Source organism: Gluconobacter cerevisiae (assembly GCF_015244675.1).
In the GTDB taxonomy this organism is placed as follows: Bacteria; Pseudomonadota; Alphaproteobacteria; order Acetobacterales; family Acetobacteraceae; genus Gluconobacter; species Gluconobacter cerevisiae.
In genome coordinates this window covers 1-24445 of record NZ_JABCQO010000007.1, presented here as the reverse complement: position 1 = coordinate 24445, position 24445 = coordinate 1, and the positions used below count along the sequence as shown (strand labels likewise).

The following is a 24445-nucleotide window of genomic DNA, read 5'->3' as shown; positions in this document are numbered from 1 at the left end:
AACGGCCTCTTTCGATATTCCGAATAGACTGGACAACAAAAAAGGGGAGCCGGAGCTCCCCTTTTCCATGTCGACCATGCTGATCCGGGATCAGTTGTTCATGGCGTCGAAGAAGTCCTGATTGGATTTGCTGTATTTCAGCTTGTCCAGCAGGAAGTCCATGGCGTCCATCGTGCCCATCGGGGCGAGGATGCGGCGCAGGACCCACATCTTGGATAGTTCGGCGCGATCGACCAGCAGTTCTTCCTTACGCGTGCCCGACTTGGTGATGTCGATGGCGGGGAAGGTGCGCTTGTCGGCCAGCTTGCGGTCGAGGATGAGTTCGGCGTTGCCGGTGCCCTTGAACTCTTCGAAGATCACTTCGTCCATGCGCGAGCCCGTGTCGATCAGGGCCGTTGCGATGATCGTGAGCGAGCCGCCTTCTTCAATGTTACGCGCGGCGCCGAAGAAGCGTTTGGGGCGCTGCAGGGCGTTGGCGTCCACACCGCCGGTCAGCACCTTGCCCGAGGAGGGGACGACGGTGTTGTAGGCGCGGGCGAGGCGGGTGATGGAGTCCAGAAGGATGACCACGTCGCGCTTGTGCTCGACGAGGCGCTTGGCCTTTTCCAGCACCATTTCCGTTACCTGGACGTGGCGGGTTGCCGGTTCGTCGAAGGTGGAGGAAACGACTTCGCCGCGAACCGAGCGTGCCATGTCCGTCACTTCTTCCGGGCGTTCGTCGATCAGCAGGACGATCAGGAACACTTCGGGGTGGTTGGCGGAGATGGAGGCTGCGATGCTCTGGAGCATCACGGTCTTGCCGGTGCGGGGCGGGGCGACAATCAGGGCGCGCTGGCCCATGCCGATCGGTGTCACCAGATCGATCACGCGCGGAGTGTAGTCGCGCTGGTCTTTCTTGCCCTTGCTACGGTGGTTTTCCGTGGGTGCGGGTTCGGACTGTTCGACTTCCATCTTCAGGCGACGCTCGGGGTAGAGCGGCGTGAGGTTGTCGAAGTTGATGCGGGTCCGGACGGTTTCCGGGGCCTCGAAATTGATGGTGTTGACCTTCAGCAGCGCGAAATAGCGCTCGCCGTCGCGCGGGGCGCGGATCTGGCCTTCAACCGTGTCACCCGGGCGCAGGCCGAAGCGGCGGACCTGGGTGGGGGAGATGTAGATGTCGTCGGGGCCGGGAAGGTAATTGGCTTCCGGGCTGCGCAGGAAACCGAAGCCGTCCGGCAGGATTTCGAGCGTGCCTTCGCCGTAGATCGCCTGATCGCGCTCGGCAAGGGTCTTGAGAATGGCGAACATGATGTCCTGCTTGCGCATGGACGAGACGTTCTCGATCTCCAGTTCCTCTGCATAATCCAGAAGGTCGGCTGGGGATTTTTTCTTGAGTTCGGCAAGATGCATGAAAGACGCGCCTTGATGTGCCGGTAGTGGCAGACCTGATAGGGGGAGGGATGCGCGACCGTACAGAAGGCGGGGCCACTGGACGGGGACTGCTTGTGTCAGGCGGTGATCTGTAAGGATTTCGCAGGACGATGGAAGCAGGAAGCATCCGTAAGGAAAGGGAGACCGGGTGACAGGACGTCACCGATAAAGTCGTCCTTCGCTTACCGGAGCGCGCGAAGCAGTGTCAAGACTGCTGAGCATGCTCCGGATCACTTTGATCTATGTCAGTTTCCTGCGGGTCAGGTCTTCAGCATGGCCTCCGCGGTGCGCAGGGAGAGCGCCATGATGGCCAGAGCCGGGTTGGCGGCGGCGGCGCTGGGGAAGATCGAGTGGTCGGAGATCCACAGATTGTCGATATCGAAACTGCGGCCGACCGGATTGACGACATTGCTGTCGGCGTCCGTGCCCATACGGCAGGTGCCGATCATATGGGCGGCGCGGTCGATGACGCGGATATCCTTTGCGCCGACGGCTTCCCACATCTGCGTCAGCAGACGGGCGGCGTGGTGGTGCATGGCCCATTCATTTGGGCCGTAAGAATGTTCGATCAGCGGTTTGGGGATGCCGAAAGCATCTTTTTCGTTCGAAAGCGTGACACGGTTTTCGGGCCGGGGAAGACATTCGCCGTTGATGCCCATACCGGCGGAGCGGTTGTATCCGGCCAGCGCGCGGGCGAAGGCTGGACCGCGTGTTGTGGTACTGCGGGCGAGGTTCTGGCTCCATGTTGCGGGCATCATGCCCAGTGACTGCACGAGGTAGCCGCCGACGAAATCCGCGTCTTTGGGGCGCATCATGTCTTCGGTGATGGTGAGGGACGGATAGCCACGATTGGGGCGGATATCTTCGTCGAACTCGCCCCAGACCTGTGTGGAGACATGGGTCATGTAGTTCTGGCCGACCTGGCCGGAGCTGTTGGCGAGGCCGTTGGTCAGGAGCAGGCGCGGGGTTTCGACGGCACCGGCGGCGAGGACGAGGGTCGCGCATTTCTGGCGGTGTTCGACGCCGTTCTGGCGATAGACCACGCCGGTCACGCGGCCTGAACTGTCGCGTTCGATCGTATGGGCGAAGCAGCCGGGGCGGAGTTCCGCGCCATAGGCGACGGCCATGGGGAGCCATGTGTTGTCCGTGCCTGACTTGGCGCCGTTGCGGCAGCCCTGATGGCAGGCCCCGCAGTTGGCACAGGCATGGCGGGTGCCGAAATGCGGCTGTTCGATATCGCGGGTGATGAGGGCGGCGGGGCCGTCTGCGTGGCGCAGGCCGAGGGCGTCACAGCCTTCGCGCATCTTGAGTGCGGCGGAATTGGCGGGCGGGGGTGCATAGGCATAGCGGCGCTCAGGGTCCCACGGGTAATGGGCGGGGCCGGAGACGCCGATGAAGGATTCCACGCGCTCGATATAGGGGAGCAGTTCGTTTAGACCGAAAGGCCAGTCCACGCCTTTGCCGGTTTCGGTGTGCAGGTGGAAGTCGCGGGCATCCATGCGGGGCATGAAGGCGCCGTAGTGCAGCAAAGAGCCGCCGAGGCCGGTGCCGCTGTTGTTGCCGCCGAAAGCCTGCGGGTTTGTGCCAGCGGAAAGGCGTTCATGCAGCCAGTACAGTTCACGGGCGGCGACTTCGTCGGGCGTGTGTCCCGTGGCGGGGAAAGCGGGCCCAGCTTCCAGAACCACGACGCTTTTGCCGTTGCGGGCGAGTTCTGCGGCCAGCGGCGCGCCACCGGCACCACTGCCGATGATGAGGGTATCGACGATGTCCGTTTCGGCGAATGTCTTCATGAGGGTGCTGCTGCTCATTCGCTGGAGTCTGTCATCTGGAGAAGGGAGGCGGTGGCTTTGGGCTCGAAGTCTTCGCGGCTGTCGGGGCCGACGTTTGTGAAGCCCTGAAAGACGGTGTCGCCGCCGGTGAGACTGGAGGAAATGCCGAGTGCCTGCTGGATGCGCGGGTCACTCATGATGCAGTCCACGACCTCGCCACGCAGGTCTCCGGACCAGCGTTTCATCTGGGATGCCGTGAGGCGTCCTGCACGGTCGAGGCCGACCTGTCCGTCCATGACGGCGTCGAGAAGGGAGCCACGCAGGTCCGGTGCCAGATGAATGAAGGCGAGTCCGTGCTGTTCGGTGGCAGCATCGTCGAGCGTCAGGAGGGCGGATTCCCAGGCTTCGGCATCTGGTGGGAGGTCCGCGAAACGCCAGCCGTCACGCGGGCCGGAGAGCGCGGCGTCGATCCGTGCTGTCATGGAGATGTCGGTGCCGGGAGGCAGGATTTCGTCCAGCGGGAGCAGGACGGGCAGCAGCGCGTCGAGGACGGCATAGGCCCGAAGGGACAAGGTGCGCGGCTGTGTGGTGGAGACCGAAAGCCGCGATGTCAGGATCTCGCGGGTGCGGGTGGAAAGATGGTCGGAGTCCAGAATTTCAGGACGGTCGGGCGGGTGGGACATTGCGGCCTCCTGCGTTTTGGTTTCAAAGTCCGGCGATGGGGATGGTTCCGCCTCCCGCTGGGAACGAAGATGCAGTATCCTGCATTCTTAACTTTTCCGGACAGAGTGCCGGGGTACGGCACAGACATTTCCCCGCTTCGCGGCGGGACGCAAGACAGGGAAGCAGCATGACGGTCGAAATCAGGGTTCCGGCGCTTGGAGAAAGCCTGACGACTGCGACTGTCGCGCGGTGGCTTAAAAACTCCGGCGACTATGTGCAGCATGACGAGACCATCGTGGAGCTGGAGACGGACAAGGTCAGCGTTGAAGTGACCGCGCCTTCCGCCGGGCGTCTGGAAGACTGTGTGGCAGTGGGGACGGAAGTCGAGATCGGCGGCCTGCTCGGGGCTGTGGACGAGACGGCGGAGGCACCGGCTGTGCCTCAAGCTGCTGCGGCTGAACCTGCTCCGGCTCCCAAGACAGCGGCTCCGGAACCTGTCGCAGCGCCTGTTGCATCATCTGCGCGAGTCACGTCTCCTGCTTCTGAAGCGCCGAAGCCTGTCTCCGTTCCACCGGCCCCCAAGCTGTCCTCACATGAAGCACGGGAGCGTCGGGTTCCCATGAGTCGTCTGCGTCAGACGATCGCGCGGAATCTGAAGGCAGCGCAGAATACGGCGGCCATTCTCACGACGTTCAACGAGATCGACATGTCCGCTGCCAAGGCGCTGCGGGCGGAATACAAGGACGAGTTCGAGAAAAAGCATGACGGTGCGCGTCTGGGCTTCATGTCCTTTTTCGCGCGGGCCGTGGTGGGCGCGCTGAAGGATTATCCGGCGATCAATGCGCAGATCGAAGGCGATGAAATCGTTTATCGCGATTTCGTCAATCTGGGCATTGCGGTGGGTACAGAGCGTGGGCTTGTGGTGCCGGTGCTGCATGATGCCGATCAGATGAGCTTTGCCGAGCTGGAGCGTCGGATCGCCGATTACGGCAAGCGGGCGCGGACAGGCGGGCTGAAGCTGGAGGAACTGTCGCATGGGACGTTCTCCATCACGAATGGCGGGATTTTCGGATCTCTGCTCTCCACGCCGATCCTGAATACGCCGCAGTCTGGCATTCTGGGGATGCATGCCATTCAGGACCGGCCGGTCGTGCGGGACGGGCAGATTGTGATCCGGCCGATGATGTATGTTGCGCTGTCTTACGATCACCGGATCGTGGACGGGCGGGAAGCTGTAAGCTTCCTCGTCCGGATCAAGCAGCTTGTGGAAGATCCGAGGCGTCTGCTTCTGGATCTGTGATGTCTTTTGCGTGGCTGGTGCGTTGAAGACGTTCCAGTCATGCCGAACGCCGGACAGGTTCCTGTTCCCTCGCGTTCTGTCTGTTGTTCCGAACCCGAGGATGGTGCCCTGAAGATGCGTGATGTTTCCAGACTGACGCGGTTTGCAGTTCTGTTATGTGCGTCCACCACGATGGTCGTGGGATTGTCACCGCTGGCGGCCTGCGCGCGGCCGGATGGCGCGGGGCCGGAACTGTCGGGCCCTCAGCCGGATACGACGCCGTCTCTGGGAGTGTCGGTCCCGCCGCCAGCCAGTAATCCGCCGACCGATACGCCGCCACGTCCTGATCTGGCACCGCCGCCTCTGGATATTCCGGATTTGCCGGTTGTTTCCGATGAGACTGCGCAGGAAGAGGCGTCCCGTCTGGCCGTTCTGATGAAGCACACTATCAAGGGGTTCAGCACCTACACGCCCGAGCGCCGCCGGGCGTTCCTGACGCTGGCGAAAGAGCAGGTGACGCAGGCGAATATGCCGATTTCGCGACCGCAGCTCATTATGGTTGTGGATCGCAACGAGCAGATCCAGCATCTGGATTACGTTCTGGCATTGCCGGATGTGCCGTGGGAGTCTCTTGGCGGGACGCCGGTTTCAACCGGGACGACGGGACGCAAATATTATTACATTACGCCGATTGGTGTTTTTCAGAACACGGCGGATCGTCTGGGGTATCGGGCGGAAGGGACGAAGAACAAGAACGGAATCCGTGGTATCGGCGCCAAGGGATCGCGCGTGTGGGACATGGGATGGCAGACGGCGATGAAGGGGTGGCTGCCACGTCACGAAACCGGGCAGATCCGGCTGGAGATCCATGCGACGGACCCGCAGTTTCTGGAATGGCGTCTGGGTCACCCGGCTTCGGAAGGATGCATTCGTATTCCGGCGACCATGAACAAGTTCATGGATCATTACGGGCTGATTGATGCTCTCTATGAACAGGCGGCGAGCTACGATCCGCGCTTTCAGGCGCTGCTTCCGAAAGATCGTCAGCCCACGCCGATTGCGGGAGATCTGGTGGTTGTGGTGGATTCAGGACCACTGACCGAGCCGAAAATTGACCCTATTGCAGATAAAAGACCGTTGCCGTAAATATAGAATAAGAAATATTTCAAAATAAGTATGAAAATTTGAAGTAAAACGTGTGAATGTTTTATTTCAGGAACGGTAAAGCAGTTTTCCTGATCTGAAGCCTTCCGTATGGAGTGCGCGCCAATCACTGGAGCCCACTCCCCATGATGTTCAAGATGCGTAACCATATCCTGCTTTCCGGGTGCTTTGCCGGTGCCCTGTTTTTGGGAGGAGGCGCGCAGGCTGATGTTCCTGATGCAAAACAGAAAAAGCATGAGGAGCATAAAACCAGAAAAGAAAAAGACGCGACGCCCGGTGTGGAAAACCTGACCGTACTTGGTCATGCGGCGCGGATTGCGCCTGCCACGGTCCCGCTGGACATTACGGAGCCGACATCAAAAATTCAGTCAGGGTTTTTGAGCAACAACATTATTCCGCTTGCCAGCATCGACGATATTATCCGCTTCCAGCCGAGCGTTTATTCGCAAAATCCTAACGGACCCGGAATGGGTAAGGCAGAGGCGATGAGCCTGCGCGGGTTTCAGGACGGCCAGTACAACATGACGTTTGATGGCATTCCGTTTGGCGATGCCACCGATCTGCATCACACGACGTCGTCTTTGTTTATTTCGCATTTTCTGGGGGAGGCGCAGATTGATCGCGGCCCTGGAACGGGCTCGACGATTGGAAATGCCACGTTTGGTGGCACGATGGGTTTCACGTCCAAGACGCCGCCGGCCAAGAGGGGGGGGTGTCGTTGTATGGGACCTACGGCAGTTTTAATACGCGGGCTGGAGGGATCGAGTTCGATAGTGGTAAGACGCGTTTTGGTCGTGCATTCCTTGATATGCAGCACGAGGAAACGAATGGCTATCTGACCAATTCGGCAGAGCGCCGGAGCAATCTGATGTTCAAGGATGTGATTGATCTTGCGCCCGAGACGACGCTGACATTTGAGACGACCTATAACAAGGAATGGCAGTTTACGACGCAGGGCGCGACGCTCGCAGAATATGCAAAATATGGGAAGAATTACGGGCTGTGCAACGACCCGGCCGCGCAGTGTTATTATGGATATAATCCTAGCACCTACACGTCTGATTTCGATTATGTCAGCCTGAAAAGTCGTCTTGCATCATGGCTGACGATGGAAAACCAGCTTTATACGAGCGGGTTTGAGCATGATTATACGGAGAGCACGGATGCCAGTCAGACGAGTACGGCTGCGAATGGTGTGACGTTCTATAATACGGCTGGGAAAAAGGTGGCGACCTATGCTCATGATATTCCCGGAAAATATGCGGACGCCAAATTCCGTTCTTATGGTGATACATTACGGTTCAAGGCGCATACGTCTTACGGGGATGTTCTGTTCGGTGTGTGGGCGGATGTGCAGAAGGACCGTCGGTACACCTATGCGCTAGATCTGAGTAAAAATGCGATACCGGTTCCGTCCAAAACAGGGTCGGCTTACAGCTATGATATTTCCGATCTGAACACGACCATTCAGCCCTACCTTGAACTGGATATTCATCCCTGGAAGGGGGTGGTTATCAAGCCGGGTATGAAATATTCCATGTTCACACGGGATTATGATGCGGCCATTAACAAGTCCACAAAAGTGCCGCTGAATGATACACAGCATTATGGATCATGGCAGCCATCCATTGCGATCAATCAACGTATCATGAAAAACTGGAGCGCTTATGCGCAGATCGCGCGGGGTTTTCTAGCGCCTCCGATGTCGGTTTTTCAGGTGAAGTCGGTTGGAAACGTGAAGCCTGAAACGACGCTGAATTATCAGGTTGGATCGGTTTATCACGGCAAAAACTGGATGCTGTCGTTGGATGGATATTATATCGATTTTTCCAATTATATCGCATCCGCACAGATCAAGGTTGATGGTATCGGAACCACGTCTACATACGTGAACAGTGGCGGTGCGATTTATAAGGGGATCGAGCTTGAGGGGCAGTATGTCATTGGATATGGATTCTCGCTTTACGGCAATTACAGCGTCAATGATGCGCGCTACAAACATAGCACCGTGCGCGTTGCGACGACGCCGGATTCACTGGCGTCGTTCGGTCTGCTTTATGAAAATCCGAAGGGGCCGTATTTCTCGCTGATGGGAAAATATGTCGGGCATCACTGGGGGCTGGACAGCACCACGAATGCGGCTGGAAATGCGGCGTTTGAAAACCAGTATAAAATCCACAGTAACGTGACTGCGGATCTGGCGCTGGGGTGGCGCATTCATAATATCGGTGGTTTCATGCGCGACGTGACGCCGAGCCTCAAGATTTCCAACCTCTTCAACAACCGCTCCATCAGCGATTTTGCGGGCAATCAGTCTTATGGTGATGCGCCGCTTTACTGGCGTCTGGCAGGGCGCAGCGTCTTCTTCAACATGACGGCGACTTTCCCGTGAAAAAGACGCACTCTGTCGTTCTGTTGGCTTTTTTCCTGACGGGATGTTCGGGCGGTGCCTCTGTGCCGTCAGGGCCTGTTCTGGAAAAAGTTGTGCTGCTGTCGCGGCACGGGATCCGCAGTCCGACGGCTTCTGCGGCGGCTTTGCGGGAGAAGACCGGTTTTGACTGGCCGGAATGGTCTGTTGCGCCCGGAGAAATGACGTCGCATGGGGCTGTGGCGCTTGGGGCCATGGTTCAGGCTGTCCGGACGCATTATGTGGATCTCGGATTTAATCCGTTACGATCCTGTTCCGATGGCGTGCGGATCTGGGCGGATGGCGTGGATCATCGGACGCAGCAGACCGGTCAGGTTTGGGCGCGGGGTCTGGCTCCGGACTGCCATGTTTCTGCGCAATGGCAGGCACATGGGCCGGACCCAGTGTTCAATGCCATTTCGGCTGGTCGCGCGGTGCCGTCGAAGCATGAGACCGAGCAGGCGTTTGCTTCCATGTTGCCCGTCTCAAAGAGTGCGGATGTTCAGCATGGTTTGCACGCTTTGCAGACCGTGTTGGCGCCCGGCGCGTATGATGGTGTTGCGCATACGGCGTGGTGTCTGCGTGATGATGTGGTGCTTGAATGGAAGAAAGGCGCGCCGCGTCTCTCTGGAGGGGTGGCGACGGGTGGCATGGCGGCGGAAAGTCTGCTGCTGCTCTATTCCGAGGGCTTTCCGCTGGATGTTTTCGGGTCTGCCAAAGCGGACGTTCCGGGGCTGCTGAAAACCGTTCTGCCGGTTCATGAAGCAGAGAGCCGGATGTTGCGGCGTCTGCCTGTTGTAGCGGCGGCGCGTAATGGGGTGATGGCCGAAAGCATCCGGGCGTTTCTGGTGGACCGTCCGGTGACGGAGATTCCGGGTGTAACGGCGTCCACGCGTCTGCTGGTTCTGGCGGGGCACGATACGAATCAGGACGCGCTGGCGGCGATCTTCGGGCTGTCATGGGCGTTTGCCGATCAGCCGGACAGCACGGCTCCGGATACGGTCCTGGCGTTCGAGCGGTGGCGTTATCCGGACCGGCATGTGGAAGTGAAAGTACGGATATTCCATCAGTCTCTGGAAGAGCTGCGTGCGGGGCAGGCGTCTGGTGTTGAGCGTTCTATGCAGACGCTGGAGCCGCGAAACCCCGTCCTTCCCTGAGCGGCAGCTTCTGCGATCAGACGTAAAAAAAGCCCGGCTGTTACCAGCCGAGCTTTTTTTATGGTGTCCGTGTGGACGGGGCGCGGATCAGTGCGTCCAGTCAGCCGGAACCTTGCCGCCATTCTTGGCCAGCTCGGCATAGACCTGCTTGATGAGCCAGACGTTCATCGTCGCGGTGTCGTCCGTGCTGCCCGAATAATGCAGTTCGCTGGCCAGTTCCTTGCGGGACTGGAGCGAGCTGTCGAGACCGAGCAGCTTCAGGAGATCCACGATGGAAGTCTTGTAGTTCAGCGGCTGACCAGCATTTGCGGCCAGACCGGACAGGACGGCGTCTACATCCACGGGCGCTGCTGCCGGAGTTGCTGCTGCGGCCGGAGCGGCTGCGTCAGCCGGGGCTGCGCTGGTGGACGGTGTTGCGGCTTCTGCATGTCCGAAGATCTTGGACATGATCGTGCTGAAAAGACCCATGGGTGTAACTCCTTCTGGTTAAGGAAATCGGGAAAGGGCGCAACCGGGGTTTCGCCCTTCCAGACCGGCCTCGTCTTAGTAGCGGTATTCTTCGTGCTTGAACGGACCATTGACGGGAACGTCGATGTAGTCCGCCTGTTTCTGTGACATTTTGGAAAGTTCTGCGCCGACCTTTGCGAGGTGCAGGGCAGCGACCTTCTCGTCCAGAGACTTCGGCAGGGTATAAACCTTGACCTCGTACTGGCCCGGCTTTGCCGTCCACAGTTCGATCTGCGCGAGCGTCTGGTTGGTGAAGGATGCGGACATCACGAAGGACGGGTGGCCCGTTGCGTTGCCCAGATTCACCAGACGGCCTTCGGACAGAAGGATGATGCGGCGGTTCGGAGCCAGTTCGATCTCGTCGACCTGCGGCTTGATGTTGTTCCAGCGATAGTTGCGCAGGGCTTCGACCTGGATTTCGCTGTCGAAGTGACCGATGTTGCAGACGATCGCACGGTCCTTCATCTCGCGCACATGGTCGATCGTAATGATGTCCACGTTGCCCGTGCAGGTGACGAAGATGTCGCCGCGCGGTGCTGCGTTTTCCATCGTAACGACTTCATAGCCTTCCATGGCGGCCTGAAGGGCGCAGATCGGATCAACTTCGGTCACGAGCACGCGGCAGCCTGCGTTGCGCAGGGAGGCAGCGGAGCCCTTGCCCACGTCACCATAACCGGCAACCACGGCGACCTTGCCAGCCATCATGACATCCGTGCCGCGACGGATTGCGTCCACGAGGCTCTCACGGCAGCCATACAGGTTGTCGAACTTGGACTTCGTGACGCTGTCGTTCACGTTGATGGCCGGAACCTTCAGCGTGCCCTTCTTGGACATTTCCCACAGACGATGCACGCCCGTTGTCGTCTCTTCGGAGATGCCGCGCACGTCCTTGAGCATTTCGGGGTACTTGTCGTGCATCATGATGGTGAGGTCGCCGCCATCATCGAGGATCATGTTCGGCGTCCAGCCATCGGGACCATGGATGGTCTGCTCGATGCACCAGTTGAACTCTTCTTCCGTCAGGCCCTTCCAGGCGAAAACGGGGATGTTTGCTGCGGCGATGGCTGCTGCAGCGTGATCCTGCGTAGAGAAGATGTTGCAAGAGGACCAGCGGACCGTGGCGCCGAGGTCGATCAGCGTCTCGATCAGAACGGCGGTCTGGATGGTCATGTGCAGACAGCCGGCGATGCGGGCGCCCTTGAGCGGCTGTGTGTCTTTGTACTCTTCGCGAAGAGCCATCAGGCCTGGCATTTCGCCTTCGGCGATGGAGATTTCCTTGCGGCCCCAGTCTGCGAGAGTGATATCGCGAACCTTGTAATCCTGCGTCGTCATGAAGTGGCCCTTGCTGCCCATCTTTGGATGGCTGCCTGTATAAAGGCTTGGCGGACCCGCGGAAAGGGCGGGCCCGGCAATCGGCTCTCTGTATGTCTGTTCGGACGCGTTATTCCGGCGCTGTGGTCTGCGGTGTCGCGTCGGTTGGTGCGGAGGTTTTCTTGTGGGCGTGATGATGTTTGCCGGGAAGCCTGTGGACGTCCTTCTGGTTTGACGGGACGGGGCCGGTTTCGTTCGGGCTGTGGGTCATGGGACCGGGGGCGGCGGGCGCAGGCTGGTCCGGCTGTTCCGTTACGGTGCGCGGATTGGTCGGCAGGGCGTTATTCGGCTGGCTGATCGTGGAGTTCTGCGCTTTCTGGATCGCGGAGGTCGAAGTCTGCGGCTGGTCGTTGCTGGGCGCGCTGACAGCCTGAGCCATTGCGGCAGGAGCGGCGATGGCGGTGCCGAGCAGAAGGCTTGTGGCGAAGAATGCTGTGCGGATGGACATGGATATTCCTTCCCAAAAGAGAGCGCCCGTGTATGGGGCTGACTCATTGCGATATGGAGTTTTAACTGTCTGTTTGGGGCGGAGTTGCATTTTCGTGACGGTTTGGATGCGGAAAGACGGGTATATTGCGTCTGTATGCAGGGCATGCGAGAAGCCGGAGAGGGCGCGTTGCCCCGTCGTTTCTGTTGAACCTGCATGCCGGTTCTGCCGGTCCTGAACCCCCTGAAAACAGGAGGATGTCGTGTCAGACAGCACTGCCTACAACTTCCCCTTCACGGTTCTGGACCCACAGCATCAGGAAACCGGTGCGCCCGCATTCGCGAACGGGCTTGTCTGGGCCGTTCATGCCGTTCCGGGGCAGGAACTGCGCACGCTGGGATCGGCTGAGGTCGAGGCGCTCCTGGCGCCGGGGCGTCCGCTTGAGAACGAAGGCTGGTACTGGCTGCATTTCGATACGGTACACAGTTCTGCTCGCGGCTATGTCGCGCATCTGCCGGATCTGCCCGACGACGTTTGCGCCATGCTGGCCGAGACGGAATACGGCATTGCGCTTGAGGCTTTCGAGGATCTGATCTGGGGAGCGTTACCCGCCTTTGACGATGCGCTGTCCGAAGATGACAGGGAGATCTGTGCCTGGCGCTTTGCGATGCGCCCGGATCTGCTGATTACGACGCGGCGCAATCCTATTCCGGTGCTGGGGGCGGCCTATCGTTCTCTGAGGCCGGATCAGATTCCCAAGACGCCTGCAGGGATTATTGATCGTGCCTTGCGGGAATTTACCGGGACGGTGCGGCGGCAGCTTGGGCATCTGGATGATGAGCTGGATCGGGCGGAAGATGTGCTTCTGCTGATCGAGCATCGCTCCGATCTGGGGCATCTGGGTAGTATCGTGGGCAAGGTGCGGCGTCGTGCGACCGAATTGCGCCGGGTGGTGACGCCAATTGACCGTGTTCTGAAAGATGAGGATCTGGATCTTCCGGACTGGGCGGAGGATGAACTGCGGGACCGTGCGGAGCGGCAGGTTCATGCGGCTCTGGACGATCTGATTGCGCTTCAGGACCGTGCTCGCTCGTTGCAGGACGAACTTGGGTCCAATCAGGCGGAAGAGACCAACCGGCGGCTGTATATCGTCTCGGTCGGGACCACGTTGATGCTGCCCGCGACATTCGTGACCGGGTTCTTCGGGATGAATACCGGCGGGATGTTTCTGGCTCAGGGGTCTTTGGGGACGGTGGAGGCAGGCATTGTCTGTTTCGTCTTCATGAGTGTGACGTTTCTGTTCATGAAGGTGGCGCGTCTGCTCTGACGGTTGTCAGGTTTTATGCGGTACAAAAGAAAAAACCCCCGTGTCTGACACGGGGGTTTTTCGTTAGAGACCTGATTCTGATCAGGTGTTTTGGGGCTTGCGGGAGTTTGCGGCTGCAACAGCCTTGCCCCACTGAACCAGCGTCTTGGTGCAGTCCGTCCGGTCGAGCTTGCACTCGATGAGCGTCGGGCCGCGGGTGTTCTTCTTGGCGTTGGCGATGGCTTCGGCCAGTTCCTCGCCCGTCGTGGCATGCAGGCCGAGACCGTACTTGCCGCTTTCTTCGCCGGGGACGCCCTGGTTGAAGCACTGCATCAGAGCGGCGTAGTCCCAGTTCTGGATGTAGTTGTACGGGCCGTCATGGATGGCGATTTCGATGACGTAGCCGTGGTTGTTCACGAGGAAGATGATGACCGGCAGTTCGTAGCGGACCATCTGGGCCACTTCCTGCGCGGTGAGCTGGAAAGAACCGTCACCGACCATCAGAACATGCTGACGTTCCGGCGAACCGGTGGCGTTACCGAACATGGACGGAACGGACCAGCCGATATGGCCCCACTGCATTTCCGTCTCGAGCTTCGCACCTTCGGGAAGGTGCATGCGCATGGCGTTGAACCATGAGTCGCCGGTCTCGGCGAAAAGGGTGGTGTTGCCGTCGACCAGTTCGTTGATCTGGCGGGTCATTTCGTCGTTGGTCAGCGGCTTTGCCTGATCGGCCTTCGGCAGGATGACGGGCTTGTATTCGCCGGTCAGGGCTGCGGACTTCTTCGGGGCCTTCTCGCTCAGGGCCTTGACGAATTCCTTGAGGCGGAAGCCGTCGAAGGTTTTGCCGTTGACGGTCACGCGGTCCGGATCGACCTCAAGAACCTTCTCGCCACGGATGATGCTCTGCCAGCCGCCCGAGGAGTAATCGTTCCAGACGGGAGCCAGGCAGATCACGGCATCGGCGCCTTCGATGATTTCCTGTGCGCCCGGGCTGCTGACATCGCCCCAGTACACGCCACGGAAGCCGGGATGCGTTTCGGGGAAGTAGCTCTTGGCGGCGGCCATGACCGTCACGGGGCACCCGAGCTTGTCGGCCAGTTCGACCGTTTCCTTAAGGGCTTCGGCAGCGCGCAGCTTGGTGCCGACGAGGATGGCGACCTTGCTGGCCTTGTCGAGGAAGCTCAGGCTCTCGTCCAGAGCGGCCTTGAGGCTGGCTTCGTCAGGGCGCGGATGGGCGTGCAGGGACGAGACCGGGCCCGGACGGACGCAGGGCGCGGCCGAGACGTTACAGGCGATTTCGAGATAGGCCGGCTTCTTTTCGCGCAGCATGGTGCGGATGACGTGGTCGATCTTTGCCGGAGCCGTTTCGGCGGAGGTGATGCTTTCGGCGGCACAGGTGACGTGCTTCGCCATTTCCATCTGGTAGCTGTATTCGGTCGTGCCGATCGTGTGGTGCAGGACGTGGCCCGAACCGTGATCGTTGGTGTTCGGTGCGCCGGAAATCACGAGGATCGGCAGGTTCTCGGCGTAAGCGCCGCCCAGACCGTTCATGGCGGAAATCGCGCCGACGCTGAAGGTGATGATGGCTGCGGCAGCGCCATTGGCGCGGGCATAGCCCTCAGCGGCGAAGCTGCAGTTCAGCTCGTTGCAGTCATAGATCTGCTTGGTGCCACCCTGTTCGATCATCTGGTCGAGCAGCACGAGGTTGTAGTCACCCGCGACGGCGAAATGATGCTTCAGGCCGATCTGTGTCAGGCGTTCGGCAAGATAATGTCCGACAGTGTAGGTCATGATTTCGATACCTCAGGAGCCGTAGTGACGGTCAGATGACTGGATGGTCTGGCGTGCTGACAGGACCATGCAGTCATCCGACCCGAGACAGGCGGATGGCAGGTTGCGGGCTGGTGTCTGGAGCAGGGTAGTGAGGGGCGATGTGCCGTCAGGGAGGAGCGGAAAATCGTGAAAGTCGGGATAGCGATTTTCTGTCGTTAAATAACCGGGAGCGTAAAAGAATAGACGGTCCGTTCCGTTAAGACGGCCCCCTGAAGCGGCAAGAAAATAATCTGTTGCTGACATATCTTCCCATGACAGCCGGAAAACAGACCGGCTTCGTATTAAATGCCTGTCTGCTCCAGACGCATAAATGTTTAGAACAAAAATCCTGTCTGTGAAGGACATCAATCAAAAATTACAATTAATTGAAAAAACCCTTTCTCATGAGGGGGAATTGAATACAGACAGACAATTTCCGTGAAAAGGATGAGGACTGGAATAGTCTTTTTCAGGTATTTCGGATTACAGAAATCATCGTGGTATTTCAGAGATATGGGGTAAAAGTTTTCACATATTTCTCTAGTTGGCCTGTTTTTATACTATTGATGATTGAACGGGGTTTCGCGGGATACGTTAAAATAGGCAGGTGGGGCGTCGTCTTCCCATGTCAGTGCGACTTTGGCAGTGGCTCCTGGCATGATCTGGCCGATCTGGATCAGAGCTGTCGTGTTCAGGAATAATGGAAGATGCCGGTCGCCAAACTGGAGCATGAATCCCTGTTGGAGCGTGGGTGCAGGAAGGTCGTGCCCCGCATCGTCTTGCAGCTTTACAGTGTTGGGCTTGAGGATCAGGGACAACCCACGCAGCATCTCGATCGTCATGGGAAAGAAGATTTCCCATCCCCCTGGCTCCAGGGCCAAGAAATCTACGGGTTCAGGCCCAAGAGGAGAGCTTCTCAGATAGGTGCTGGTTCGCGGAATGAAAAAAACTACGCGGTTCGGGAGGAATTCCTGCATTTCCATTTCAGGAAATGGGCGGGGCATTGAAATCCGCTTTTCCAGAAGCGGACGGCAGGGAAGATGGAAAGGTAAGGGAACGGCGATGCTGAGACCCGGAAGACGGCCTTCCTGAAAGGGGGTGCGGTCGAGGGCATCCCTTACGGAATTATGATCGAGCATCCAGCCGAACCAGTCCATGAACCAGAGGCGGAGTGTCGGGGTGGTCTCAGTCATCATGTCTCCGAAGGCTGTTTGGTGAGGGCCAGACATTTCTTCATGACGCCGGGCAGGGCGGCGCGCTTCGTGGAACGGAACGTGCCGAAAGAGGAATCGATCCCTGCATTATGAGCCTGTGGAAGGTAAGCCTCATAAACCGTGAGGTACAGGGTGAAATGGGTGAAGACATGGCGGATTTCGCCTCTGTGCGCCCAGTCGGTCAGGCAGGGTGCATGAGCGAGGGCTTCGTCTTCGCTCCAGGGTGTACTGCGCCAGTCGGTTCCGGGGAGTTCGTCCATGCTGCCGAGCAGGCCGGTTGGGGGACGGGTCCGCAGCAGGATCTGACCGTTGGTATCATGCAGGAGGAAATGTGCGCCGTAGCGTGTCGGGCGTGCCTGTTTGGGTTGTTTGGCCGGAAGCTGGGCTGCGACTCCGCGGGCGTGGGCGATGCAGGAGGTCTGCCAGGGGCAGGTCAGGCAGGCGGGATTGCGGGGTGTGCAGATCGTTGCGCCGAGGTCGAACAGGGCCTGAGCGAAGTCTGACGGACGGCTTTTTGCAACAGGATCGGCGTTCAGGCGTGCGGCCTGTTTCGCCAGAAGGGGGCGTGCGCCGGGAAGCGGCTCTTCTGTGGCGTTCAGGCGGGCCGTGACGCGTTCGACATTACCGTCAACGGGGACAACGGGGCGTCCGAAGGCGATGGCGGCGATGGCGCGGGCTGTGTAGGCGCCGATTCCGGGAAGGGTCAGTAGGTCTTCGACCGTATCGGGGAAACCGCCGCGTTCGGAGACCCGTTTCGCGCAGGCGTGGAGATTGCGGGCACGGGCATAGTAACCGAGGCCAGCCCAGAGATGCAGGACGTCTTCAAGCGGGGCTGCCGCGAGATCCTGTACGGTAGGGTAATGCGTGAGAAAGCGCTCGTAATAGGATATGACGGCTTTGACGGTCGTCTGCTGGAGCATGATTTCGCTTAGCCAGACGGCATACGGGTCTGGACGCTGGCCGGGCAGGCTGCGCCAGGGAAGGGCGCGGCGGTGGTGGTCGTACCAGCGCAGCAGGGCGGATGCATCAGGAGTCACGGGAACGGATATGACGAAGGATCGCGGTTCGGACAAGCGCCCGTTACGAAATACGGCCCGAAAGAAACCGGCGCAGGAGCCTGATGGCTGGGTGCCAGCAGACCGCAACTGGACGCCCCGCCGTTCGGGCACAAAGCAGATCGGGTCTTTTGTGCAGGCGCTGACGCAGCCTGTTTTCAAAAAGAAGCCGCCGGTTCTGGCCCGTCTGATGATGGATTGGGCAGATTTTGTCGGCCCGCGTCTGGCAAAACAGACCGAACCGCGTCGTTTATCTGCGGGAACGCTGACGCTGGCCTGTGCGGGGCCGATTGCCATGGAGCTTCAGCATCTGGCGCCGCAGATCATTGAGCGCATCAATGTGGCGTGTGGGTTGCGGGGCGAATATGGGATCGAGCGACTGAAGATCGTTCAGGATCTGGTGGCGTTCGAGCGACCGACGCCGAAGCGCCCGAAACCGTTGCAGATCGACGTGCCGGATATCGAGGACGAGGAGCTTCGTCTGGCGCTGGAGAGTCTTGGTGGGCATCTGGGGGCGCAGCGCAGGCGAAGGTGACGGAAGTGTTTCACGTGAAACAAGTTGTTTCGTCATGGAAAGCCCCTCTTTCTACACGATCTGGTAATGCCGATATGGGACACATGATCGGGCTTTCCCGCAGGAGACTTGCCATGACCTTCACCCACAGATCAGCTGCCGCATTGATGCTGGCCTTGCTGGCGTCCACGATTTCTGTTCCCGCTTTTGCCCAGCATGGCGGAGGTCCGGGTGGCGGCGGCTTCCATGGCGGTGGGCGTCCCGGTTGGGGCTACCGTGGTGGTGGCTGGCGTGGAGGTTGGGGTGGTCCGCGCTTTGGCGGCTGGGGTTATCCGGGCTGGGGTGGCTGGAACGGCTGGGGCGGACCCGGCTGGTTCGGTTATGGCTGGGGGATGCCGGGCTGGGGCGGCGGTTGGGGCTGGGGTGGCTGGGGCCTGGGTGTCGGGCTTGGCGTCGCGACCGGGATGGCAATCGAGGCCTCGCCTTATGGTTATGGTGGCGGGTATGGCGGATATGGATATGCGCCGGGTTATGCCCCCGGCTATTACGCCGAGCCTTCTTATTCGGACGTGCCGCCTTACACCTGGGGGTACTGATCGAAAAAAAAGCCGCTGGAGTAGAGTCTCCGGCGGCTTTTTTGTATCCTGCGGGTTTGAGGCCCGGTCAGTCCGTGACGAAATCCTTCGCGTGATAGCCCTGTGCGAAAAGATGCGCGCGCAGGTTAGCGAAGTTGATCTGCGTGGAAATGATGCGGCGGACATTGGGTTTGGCGTGGAAAGCCAGACCAAGGCCCGCGCTGGCGAGCATGGGGATGTCGTTGGCGCCGTCGCCGGTCGTCAGGGCGGCACGAAGCTGCACGCCGCGCTCTGAAGTCAGGCGTTCGAGATGGTCGCGCTTGGCGTCGGGGCCGAGGATCGGGGCCGCGAGACGGCCGGTGATTTTGCCGTCCTCGATTTCCAGTTCATTGCCGTAATTCTCGTCGAATCCGCAAAGCTCGGCCACGCGCTGGGTGAACCATGTGAAGCCGCCCGAGACCAGCGCCGTCCGGCCATTATGCTTGCGCATGGTCTGCACGAGTTCCCGGGCCCCTTCCGTCAGGGTGACGGATTCCCAGACCTGTTCGAGAACCGAAGCCGGCTTCCCGGCCAGAAGAGCCACGCGCTGTTCAAGGGCCGCATCAAAATCCAGTTCGCCGCTCATCGACGCGCGGGTAATGGCTGCGACTTCTTCGCCGCAGCCCAGCAGGGCGGCCATTTCGTCCAGCGTTTCGCCCGTGACGATGGTGCTGTCCATGTCCGCGACGAGGACGGCGCGGCGGCGGCCACGCGTTTTGAGGAGCAGTGCATCGACGCGGTAGGGCGCAAGCGTCGCCCGGATCGTGGCGATGCTGGCCGATCCGGGGCGCGGCGGCGGGCAGGGAATGTCCACTGCTTCGCCCGGAGACAGGACGATGGGTGCGCTGCCTTTGACGAGCGTGCGGGCCACGTCGATGGCTTCGGGTTTGAGGGGACCGGATTTCCGGTCAGCGATAAGGGTCAGGACGGCAGGAAGGGACATGAGATCTCGTAACGGTCCGGCACGTGTGGCAGGAGGGGAGAATGAACGCCCCGAAGACAACAAAAACTGCGATCATTGTGGCCGGACCGACGTGCTCCGGCAAGTCAGCACTGGCGCTCGATCTTGCGCGACGCTTTGACGGTACGGTTATCAACGCGGATTCCATGCAGGTTTACCGCGATCTGCGGATTCTGACGGCCCGGCCTGATGACGCGGATGAGGCTGCTGTCCCGCACCGGCTTTACGGGGTTCTGGATGCGGCGGTGCCGGGCAGTGTGGCCTGGTGGCGGTCAGAAGCCTTGCGGGAAATGGACGAGGCGTGGGCCGTGGGGCGTATGCCGATCCTGTGTGGCGGCACGGGGATGTATCTACGGGCGCTGACGGATGGGCTGGTGGAGGTGCCGGACCCCGGAGAGGCTGCGCGGACCGAAGCACGGGGGCTGGCGGAAGGGATCGGGCCGGAGGCGCTGCATGGGCGTCTGATGCAGGTTGACCCTGAAACGGCGTCTGGTCTGCGTCCGAACGATACGCAGCGGATTTCGCGGGCTTGGGAGGTCTGGACGGGGACAGGGCATGGGCTGGCCTGGTGGCGGTCGCAGCCGGGTTTGCCACCTGCGCCGTGCCGGTTTGTGTCCGTGCAGCTTGACCCTGAGCGGGAGGGGTTGCGCCGGGCGATTGATGTCAGATTCGGGCAGATGCTGGAGGCCGGGGCTCTGGAGGAAGTGTCCCGTCTGCTGGAGAGAGGGCTTGATCCGGTTCTACCTGCCATGCGTGCTCATGGCGTGCCTGAACTGGCCTCCGTTCTGCGAGGAGAAGAAACGCTTGAGGAAGCGCGGAAATCCGCGGTCCTTGCCATCGGGCGCTATACGCGGCGGCAGGCGACGTGGTTCCGGCATCATGCGTTGGGGAAAGAGGGTGGCGCGATGATTTCGTTGCGTAGATATACCCATTTTGCGCAAGATTCGGAAAGTGATTATGAAAAAATAGAGAACTTTATATCGGAACGAGTTGACGCCGCCGCGTTGTCGTCCTAAATCCCGCCGCTCATACCTTGGGAGGAAACGGTGACGGCTGCTGAAAGAGACGCAGGAACAGGCAACGAGGCGCTGAATGGCGCGGAAGTGCTTCTGCGCGTTCTCGATGAAGAAGGTGTGGAGGTCATATTCGGATATCCGGGTGGGGCTGTCCTTCCGATTTACGATGCTCTTTTCAAGCAGGACCGGATTCGACACATTCTTGTGCGTCACGAGCAGGCCGCCGTTCATGCGGCGGAAGCCTATGCGCGCTCGACGGGCAAGGTTGGCGTGGTTCTGGTGACGTCGGGGCCGGGGGCGACCAATGCCGTGACCGGGCTTGTGGACGCGCTGATGGATTCCATTCCGCTCGTCTGTCTGGCGGGTCAGGTGCCGACGAAGCTGATCGGCAATGATGCGTTTCAGGAAGCCGACACGACGGGCATCACGCGCCCTGCGACCAAGCACAATTATCTCGTCCGGGAGCCCGGAACGCTGGCACAGATCGTGCGTGAGGCGTTCGAGGTTGCGCGCTCGGGACGTCCGGGGCCGGTTCTGGTGGATCTGCCCAAGGATATCACGGTCGGCAAGGCACCTCTGACGAAGCCTGCACTGTCGCGGTTGCAGCGGCTGCGTCATCAGGGTGGACCGGATGCGATCGCGATCGCCCGGACCCTCGAAGCCATGAAGACGGCGAAACGTCCGCTCTTCTACACGGGCGGTGGCATCATCAATTCCGGGCCGGAAGCGTCGGACCTTCTGCGTCGTCTGGCGCGCAAGACCGGTTTCCCGGTGACGTCCACGCTGATGGGGCTGGGGGCGTTTCCGTCTCCCGATCCGCAGTTTCTGGGCATGCTGGGCATGCACGGTTCGGTCGAGGCGAACATGGCCACGCATGGCTGTGATCTGTTGATCGCTCTGGGATCGCGTTTCGATGACCGCGTGACGGGGCGTGTGGATGCGTTCTCGCCCAATTCGTTCAAGGTTCATGCCGATATCGACCCGAGCCAGATCGACAAGATCGTGCCGGTGGATGTGCGGATCGAAGGCGATGTGCGCGATACGCTTGAGGCGCTGCTCGAAGGCTGGGGGGAGACGCCTGCGCCGGATCTGTCGACCTGGTGGAACCAGATCGCGTCCTGGCGGAGTGTGGACGGATTCGGCTTCACGCAGGACATGACGCCGTCTGCCATCATCCGTCCGCAGCATGCGGTTCGCCGTCTGTATGAGCTGGCGAAGGAAACGGGGCGCGATACGTTCGTGTCCACCGAAGTCGGGCAGCACCAGATGTGGGCGGCCCAGCATTTCCAGTTCGACAAGCCGAACCGCTGGCTGACGTCGGGTGGTCTGGGGACGATGGGCTATGGTCTACCAGCCGCCGTGGGCGCGCAGGTGGCGCACCCGGATGCGCTGGTGATCGACATTGCCGGTGAGGCATCCACGCTCATGAACATCCAGGAACTGGGGACGATCGCGCAGTACCGTCTGCCGGTGAAGATCTTTATCCTGAACAACCACTATATGGGCATGGTCCGTCAGTGGCAGGAACTGCTTCACGGCTCGCGCTATTCGCAGTCCTACAGCGAGGCGCTGCCGGATTTCGTGAAGCTGGCCGAGGCGTTCCATGCAACCGGGATGCGGGCGACGCATGTGGGCGAGTTGGATGACGTGATCCGTCGGATGCTGGCGCATGATGGGCCGGTCGTGGCCGATATCTGTGTGGCGGAGGGCGAGAACTGCTATCCGATGATCCCATCGGGTGCGGCGCATAACCAGATGCTGCTGGGTCCGGATCAGGATTCCGAAGCGGCGGGACTGACCGAAGAAGGAAAGATGCTGGTCTGATGACGGAGATTATCCAACATTCGGTCATCTCGGTCCTGATCGAGGACGAGAGTGGCGCGCTGGCCCGTGTGGTCGGTCTGTTTTCTGGCCGTGGGTACAACATTGAGAGCCTGACGGTGGCGGTGGTGGATGCGGAGCAGAAGCTCTCGCGCATCACGGTGCTGACGTCGGGTACGCCGATGGTGATCCGGCAGATCAAGGCGCAGCTCAAGCGCCTGATTCCGGTACATGATGTCTGTGACCTGACGGAAGAGGGTCCGTATGTGGGCCGTGAGCTTGCGCTGGTGAAGGTTGTCTCGTCCGGCGAGCGTCGGACGGAGGCCCTCCGCATTGCGGATTCGTTCCGTGCGCGGCCCGTGGATACGACGGCTACGAGTTTCGTGTTCGAACTGACGGGCTCGCCCGAGAAGATCGACGCTTTCATCGAGTTGATGCGCCCCCTTGGTCTGGCCGAGGTTTCGCGCACCGGGATTGCCGCCATCGGGCGCGGTCCTTCTGTCTTTCATCTTAAAAAGGAGCCTGTCTGATGCGGGTATATTATGATCGCGATGCCGATCTGAATCTGATCAAGAGCAAGAAAGTCGCGATCATTGGCTATGGCAGCCAGGGTCACGCTCATGCCAACAACCTCAAGGACAGCGGCCTGACGGACATCGTCATCGGCCTGCGTCCGACGTCTTCTGCCGTCAAGAAGGCTGAAGAAGCTGGTTTCAAGGTCATGTCCCCGGAAGACGCAGCCGCGTGGGCCGATGTGGTCATGGTTCTGACGCCGGATGAAGGCCAGGGCGCCCTGTACAAGGACAGCCTTGAGAAGAACCTGAAGCAGGGCGCAGCCCTTGCCTTCGCGCATGGTCTGTCCATCCATTTCCGCATCATTGAAGCCCGTCCGGATCTGGACGTGTTCCTGATCGCGCCGAAGGGCCCGGGCCACACGGTTCGCTCCGAGTACCAGCGTGGCGGTGGCGTTCCGTCCCTCGTGGCCGTGGCGCAGAATGCTTCGGGCAATGCGCTCGAAATCGCCTTGTCCTATGCCAGCGCCAATGGTGGCGGCCGTGCAGGCATCATCGAGACGACCTTCAAGGAAGAAGTCGAAACCGATCTGTTTGGCGAACAGGCTGTCCTGTGCGGTGGCGTCGTTGACCTGATCCGCGCTGGTTTCGAGACGCTGGTTGAAGGCGGATATGCGCCGGAAATGGCGTATTTCGAGTGTCTGCACGAAATGAAGCTGATCGTGGATCTGATCTACGAAGGCGGCATTTCCAACATGAACTACTCCATCTCCAACACTGCGGAGTATGGTGAGTACGTGACGGGTCCGCGCATCATCACGGCGGAAACCAAGGCTGAAATGAAGCGCGTCCTGACGGACATTCAGGACGGCACGTTCGTGCGCAACTTCATCCTTGAGAACCAGTCCGGTGGCGTTGGCTTCAAGGCCATTCGCGCTCGCAACGATGCTCACCAGATCGAGAAGACCGGTGAGAAGCTGCGTGCGATGATGCCGTGGATTGCCAAGGGCAAGCTGGTCGACAAGACCAAGAACTGATCAGGCTGTTCCGAAAGGGCGGATTCGTTCTTTCGGAATATACAGAATCAGCGTCAGTCGGGCGTCAGGATATCCGGGATTCGTTTCCCGGAGGTCCGGCGCCCGAATTGTGTGTGGAGTGGGTGGAACGTGGCTTTTCCGTGTCTCAGCCCTGTGTACAGGAAAGGGAAAACCTCTTTCTCATGCAATGGGAACATGGGGCGGGGGAGATATATGACATATTGAGGAACTGCCCCATAAAGTGCTTGCATCGGGGGGGAGGGGCCGGTAACTAGCGCGCTTCCTGGCCCAAGGGGGCATTTTTTGCCCAACAGGGGCTTTGTTGCGTAAATGCTCGGAGTGGATTCACGGAATGAATCCAGACTGGTAGCTGGGAGTGATGAGCAAGCCGAAAGCCACGCGATACCGTACGACGAACTGGTCCTC

The 24445-nt window shown here is 60.0% G+C and carries 23 protein-coding genes; 12 read left to right on the top strand and 11 right to left on the bottom strand.

Features of this window, described 5'->3' with window-relative positions:
- Positions 1-90 precede the first annotated feature (90 nt).
- From rho to HKD21_RS09235, 3 genes are all read right to left on the bottom strand, one after another.
- Complete coding sequence (gene rho, locus HKD21_RS09245) at positions 91-1389, bottom strand: transcription termination factor Rho (protein ID WP_194255423.1); 1299 nt, start codon at positions 1387-1389, stop codon at positions 91-93.
- Positions 1390-1670: 281 nt separating this feature from the next.
- Positions 1671-3200 carry a GMC family oxidoreductase gene (locus HKD21_RS09240; RefSeq protein WP_194255514.1) on the bottom strand — a complete coding sequence of 510 codons (1530 nt, stop codon included), beginning with the start codon at positions 3198-3200 and terminating at the stop codon, positions 1671-1673.
- A 14-nt stretch (positions 3201-3214) separates the two neighbouring features.
- Positions 3215-3862: a gluconate 2-dehydrogenase subunit 3 family protein gene (locus HKD21_RS09235; protein WP_194255422.1), complete on the bottom strand. Its 648-nt coding sequence runs from the start codon at positions 3860-3862 to the stop codon at positions 3215-3217.
- A 167-nt stretch (positions 3863-4029) separates the two neighbouring features.
- Between HKD21_RS09235 and sucB the strand changes: the two genes are divergently transcribed.
- The 5 genes from sucB (at position 4030) to HKD21_RS09215 (ending at position 9849) form a co-directional block, all read left to right on the top strand.
- Entirely contained in the window at positions 4030-5142 is a 1113-nt protein-coding gene (gene sucB / locus HKD21_RS09230; protein ID WP_194255421.1) for a dihydrolipoyllysine-residue succinyltransferase, read from the top strand.
- Between the two features lie 114 nt (positions 5143-5256).
- A complete protein-coding gene (locus HKD21_RS09225; RefSeq protein WP_194255420.1) occupies positions 5257-6267 on the top strand; it encodes a L,D-transpeptidase in 1011 nt (336 codons plus the stop codon).
- Positions 6268-6470: 203 nt separating this feature from the next.
- The gene (locus HKD21_RS14390; protein ID WP_228121255.1) at positions 6471-7124 is read left to right on the top strand and encodes a TonB-dependent receptor plug domain-containing protein; all 654 of its coding nucleotides are present in this window, start codon (positions 6471-6473) and stop codon (positions 7122-7124) included.
- Positions 7094-8677 (top strand): TonB-dependent receptor, encoded by a 1584-nt coding sequence (locus tag HKD21_RS09220; RefSeq protein WP_322782925.1) that lies wholly within the window; start codon positions 7094-7096, stop codon positions 8675-8677. Before HKD21_RS14390 ends, HKD21_RS09220 begins: the two co-directional genes overlap by 31 nt.
- Positions 8674-9849, top strand: coding sequence for a histidine-type phosphatase (locus tag HKD21_RS09215; RefSeq protein ID WP_194255419.1), 1176 nt, complete (start codon positions 8674-8676; stop codon positions 9847-9849). Before HKD21_RS09220 ends, HKD21_RS09215 begins: the two co-directional genes overlap by 4 nt.
- An 87-nt stretch (positions 9850-9936) precedes the next feature.
- Here HKD21_RS09215 and HKD21_RS09210 read toward each other — a convergent pair whose 3' ends face one another.
- From HKD21_RS09210 to HKD21_RS09200, 3 genes are all read right to left on the bottom strand, one after another.
- On the bottom strand, positions 9937-10317 hold the full coding sequence (locus HKD21_RS09210; RefSeq protein WP_194255418.1) for a DUF3597 domain-containing protein: 381 nt from the start codon (positions 10315-10317) through the stop codon (positions 9937-9939).
- Positions 10318-10392: 75 nt separating this feature from the next.
- On the bottom strand, positions 10393-11688 hold the full coding sequence (gene ahcY / locus HKD21_RS09205; protein ID WP_062107190.1) for an adenosylhomocysteinase: 1296 nt from the start codon (positions 11686-11688) through the stop codon (positions 10393-10395).
- 109 nt (positions 11689-11797) lie between these two features.
- A complete protein-coding gene (locus HKD21_RS09200; RefSeq protein ID WP_194255417.1) occupies positions 11798-12175 on the bottom strand; it encodes a hypothetical protein in 378 nt (125 codons plus the stop codon).
- Positions 12176-12416: 241 nt separating this feature from the next.
- On the opposite strand from HKD21_RS09200, the gene HKD21_RS09195 reads away from it, so the two are divergent.
- Positions 12417-13481 carry a transporter gene (locus HKD21_RS09195; RefSeq protein WP_194255416.1) on the top strand — a complete coding sequence of 355 codons (1065 nt, stop codon included), beginning with the start codon at positions 12417-12419 and terminating at the stop codon, positions 13479-13481.
- An 81-nt stretch (positions 13482-13562) separates the two neighbouring features.
- Here the strand turns inward: HKD21_RS09195 and HKD21_RS09190 are convergent, their stop codons facing one another.
- The 4 genes from HKD21_RS09190 to mutY all read right to left on the bottom strand — a co-directional run bounded on the left by HKD21_RS09190 (position 13563) and on the right by mutY (position 17526).
- Positions 13563-15254, bottom strand: a complete 1692-nt coding sequence (locus tag HKD21_RS09190; protein ID WP_194255415.1) for an alpha-keto acid decarboxylase family protein — start codon at positions 15252-15254, stop codon at positions 13563-13565.
- A 12-nt stretch (positions 15255-15266) separates the two neighbouring features.
- Positions 15267-15539, bottom strand: coding sequence for a hypothetical protein (locus tag HKD21_RS09185; protein ID WP_194255414.1), 273 nt, complete (start codon positions 15537-15539; stop codon positions 15267-15269).
- A 296-nt stretch (positions 15540-15835) separates the two neighbouring features.
- Positions 15836-16471 (bottom strand): hypothetical protein, encoded by a 636-nt coding sequence (locus HKD21_RS09180; RefSeq protein ID WP_194255413.1) that lies wholly within the window; start codon positions 16469-16471, stop codon positions 15836-15838.
- Positions 16468-17526, bottom strand: coding sequence for an A/G-specific adenine glycosylase (gene mutY / locus HKD21_RS09175; protein WP_194255412.1), 1059 nt, complete (start codon positions 17524-17526; stop codon positions 16468-16470). Before mutY ends, HKD21_RS09180 begins: the two co-directional genes overlap by 4 nt.
- 10 nt (positions 17527-17536) lie before the next feature.
- On the opposite strand from mutY, the gene HKD21_RS09170 reads away from it, so the two are divergent.
- On the top strand, positions 17537-18079 hold the full coding sequence (locus HKD21_RS09170; protein ID WP_194255411.1) for a DUF721 domain-containing protein: 543 nt from the start codon (positions 17537-17539) through the stop codon (positions 18077-18079).
- 113 nt (positions 18080-18192) lie between these two features.
- The gene (locus tag HKD21_RS09165) at positions 18193-18654 is read left to right on the top strand and encodes a hypothetical protein (RefSeq protein ID WP_194255410.1); all 462 of its coding nucleotides are present in this window, start codon (positions 18193-18195) and stop codon (positions 18652-18654) included.
- 67 nt (positions 18655-18721) lie between these two features.
- Here HKD21_RS09165 and serB read toward each other — a convergent pair whose 3' ends face one another.
- Positions 18722-19615: a phosphoserine phosphatase SerB gene (gene serB / locus HKD21_RS09160; protein ID WP_194255409.1), complete on the bottom strand. Its 894-nt coding sequence runs from the start codon at positions 19613-19615 to the stop codon at positions 18722-18724.
- Positions 19616-19656: 41 nt separating this feature from the next.
- Here serB and miaA point away from each other — a divergent pair, with 41 nt between their 5' ends.
- From miaA to ilvC, 4 genes are read left to right on the top strand one after another with little or no spacing between them, the layout of a single operon-like run.
- A complete protein-coding gene (gene miaA / locus HKD21_RS09155; RefSeq protein ID WP_194255408.1) occupies positions 19657-20649 on the top strand; it encodes a tRNA (adenosine(37)-N6)-dimethylallyltransferase MiaA in 993 nt (330 codons plus the stop codon).
- 30 nt (positions 20650-20679) lie between these two features.
- The gene (gene ilvB, locus HKD21_RS09150; protein ID WP_194255407.1) at positions 20680-22473 is read left to right on the top strand and encodes a biosynthetic-type acetolactate synthase large subunit; all 1794 of its coding nucleotides are present in this window, start codon (positions 20680-20682) and stop codon (positions 22471-22473) included.
- A complete protein-coding gene (ilvN, locus tag HKD21_RS09145; RefSeq protein ID WP_194255406.1) occupies positions 22473-23000 on the top strand; it encodes an acetolactate synthase small subunit in 528 nt (175 codons plus the stop codon). Before ilvB ends, ilvN begins: the two co-directional genes overlap by 1 nt.
- A complete protein-coding gene (gene ilvC, locus HKD21_RS09140; RefSeq protein WP_099285903.1) occupies positions 23000-24019 on the top strand; it encodes a ketol-acid reductoisomerase in 1020 nt (339 codons plus the stop codon). The genes ilvN and ilvC overlap by 1 nt, the downstream gene beginning before the upstream one ends.
- Positions 24020-24445: the final 426 nt, after the last annotated feature.

What these genes read in the sequence shown, in the direction of transcription:
- rho (WP_194255423.1), bottom strand. Translation starts at nt 1,389, where the DNA reads ATGCATCTTGCCGAACTCAAGAAAAAATCCCCAGCCGACCTTCTGGAT.
- HKD21_RS09225 (WP_194255420.1), top strand. Translation starts at nt 5,257, where the DNA reads ATGCGTGATGTTTCCAGACTGACGCGGTTTGCAGTTCTGTTATGTGCG.
- sucB (WP_194255421.1), top strand. Translation starts at nt 4,030, where the DNA reads ATGACGGTCGAAATCAGGGTTCCGGCGCTTGGAGAAAGCCTGACGACT.
- HKD21_RS09220 (WP_322782925.1), top strand. Translation starts at nt 7,094, where the DNA reads ATGCAGCACGAGGAAACGAATGGCTATCTGACCAATTCGGCAGAGCGC.
- ilvC (WP_099285903.1), top strand. Translation starts at nt 23,000, where the DNA reads ATGCGGGTATATTATGATCGCGATGCCGATCTGAATCTGATCAAGAGC.
- HKD21_RS09165 (WP_194255410.1), top strand. Translation starts at nt 18,193, where the DNA reads ATGACCTTCACCCACAGATCAGCTGCCGCATTGATGCTGGCCTTGCTG.
- HKD21_RS09235 (WP_194255422.1), bottom strand. Translation starts at nt 3,862, where the DNA reads ATGTCCCACCCGCCCGACCGTCCTGAAATTCTGGACTCCGACCATCTT.
- serB (WP_194255409.1), bottom strand. Translation starts at nt 19,615, where the DNA reads ATGTCCCTTCCTGCCGTCCTGACCCTTATCGCTGACCGGAAATCCGGT.
- HKD21_RS09180 (WP_194255413.1), bottom strand. Translation starts at nt 16,471, where the DNA reads ATGATGACTGAGACCACCCCGACACTCCGCCTCTGGTTCATGGACTGG.
- HKD21_RS09200 (WP_194255417.1), bottom strand. Translation starts at nt 12,175, where the DNA reads ATGTCCATCCGCACAGCATTCTTCGCCACAAGCCTTCTGCTCGGCACC.
- ahcY (WP_062107190.1), bottom strand. Translation starts at nt 11,688, where the DNA reads ATGACGACGCAGGATTACAAGGTTCGCGATATCACTCTCGCAGACTGG.
- HKD21_RS09170 (WP_194255411.1), top strand. Translation starts at nt 17,537, where the DNA reads ATGACGAAGGATCGCGGTTCGGACAAGCGCCCGTTACGAAATACGGCC.
- HKD21_RS09185 (WP_194255414.1), bottom strand. Translation starts at nt 15,539, where the DNA reads ATGTCAGCAACAGATTATTTTCTTGCCGCTTCAGGGGGCCGTCTTAAC.
- HKD21_RS09210 (WP_194255418.1), bottom strand. Translation starts at nt 10,317, where the DNA reads ATGGGTCTTTTCAGCACGATCATGTCCAAGATCTTCGGACATGCAGAA.
- HKD21_RS09190 (WP_194255415.1), bottom strand. Translation starts at nt 15,254, where the DNA reads ATGACCTACACTGTCGGACATTATCTTGCCGAACGCCTGACACAGATC.
- miaA (WP_194255408.1), top strand. Translation starts at nt 19,657, where the DNA reads ATGAACGCCCCGAAGACAACAAAAACTGCGATCATTGTGGCCGGACCG.
- HKD21_RS09240 (WP_194255514.1), bottom strand. Translation starts at nt 3,200, where the DNA reads ATGAAGACATTCGCCGAAACGGACATCGTCGATACCCTCATCATCGGC.
- ilvN (WP_194255406.1), top strand. Translation starts at nt 22,473, where the DNA reads ATGACGGAGATTATCCAACATTCGGTCATCTCGGTCCTGATCGAGGAC.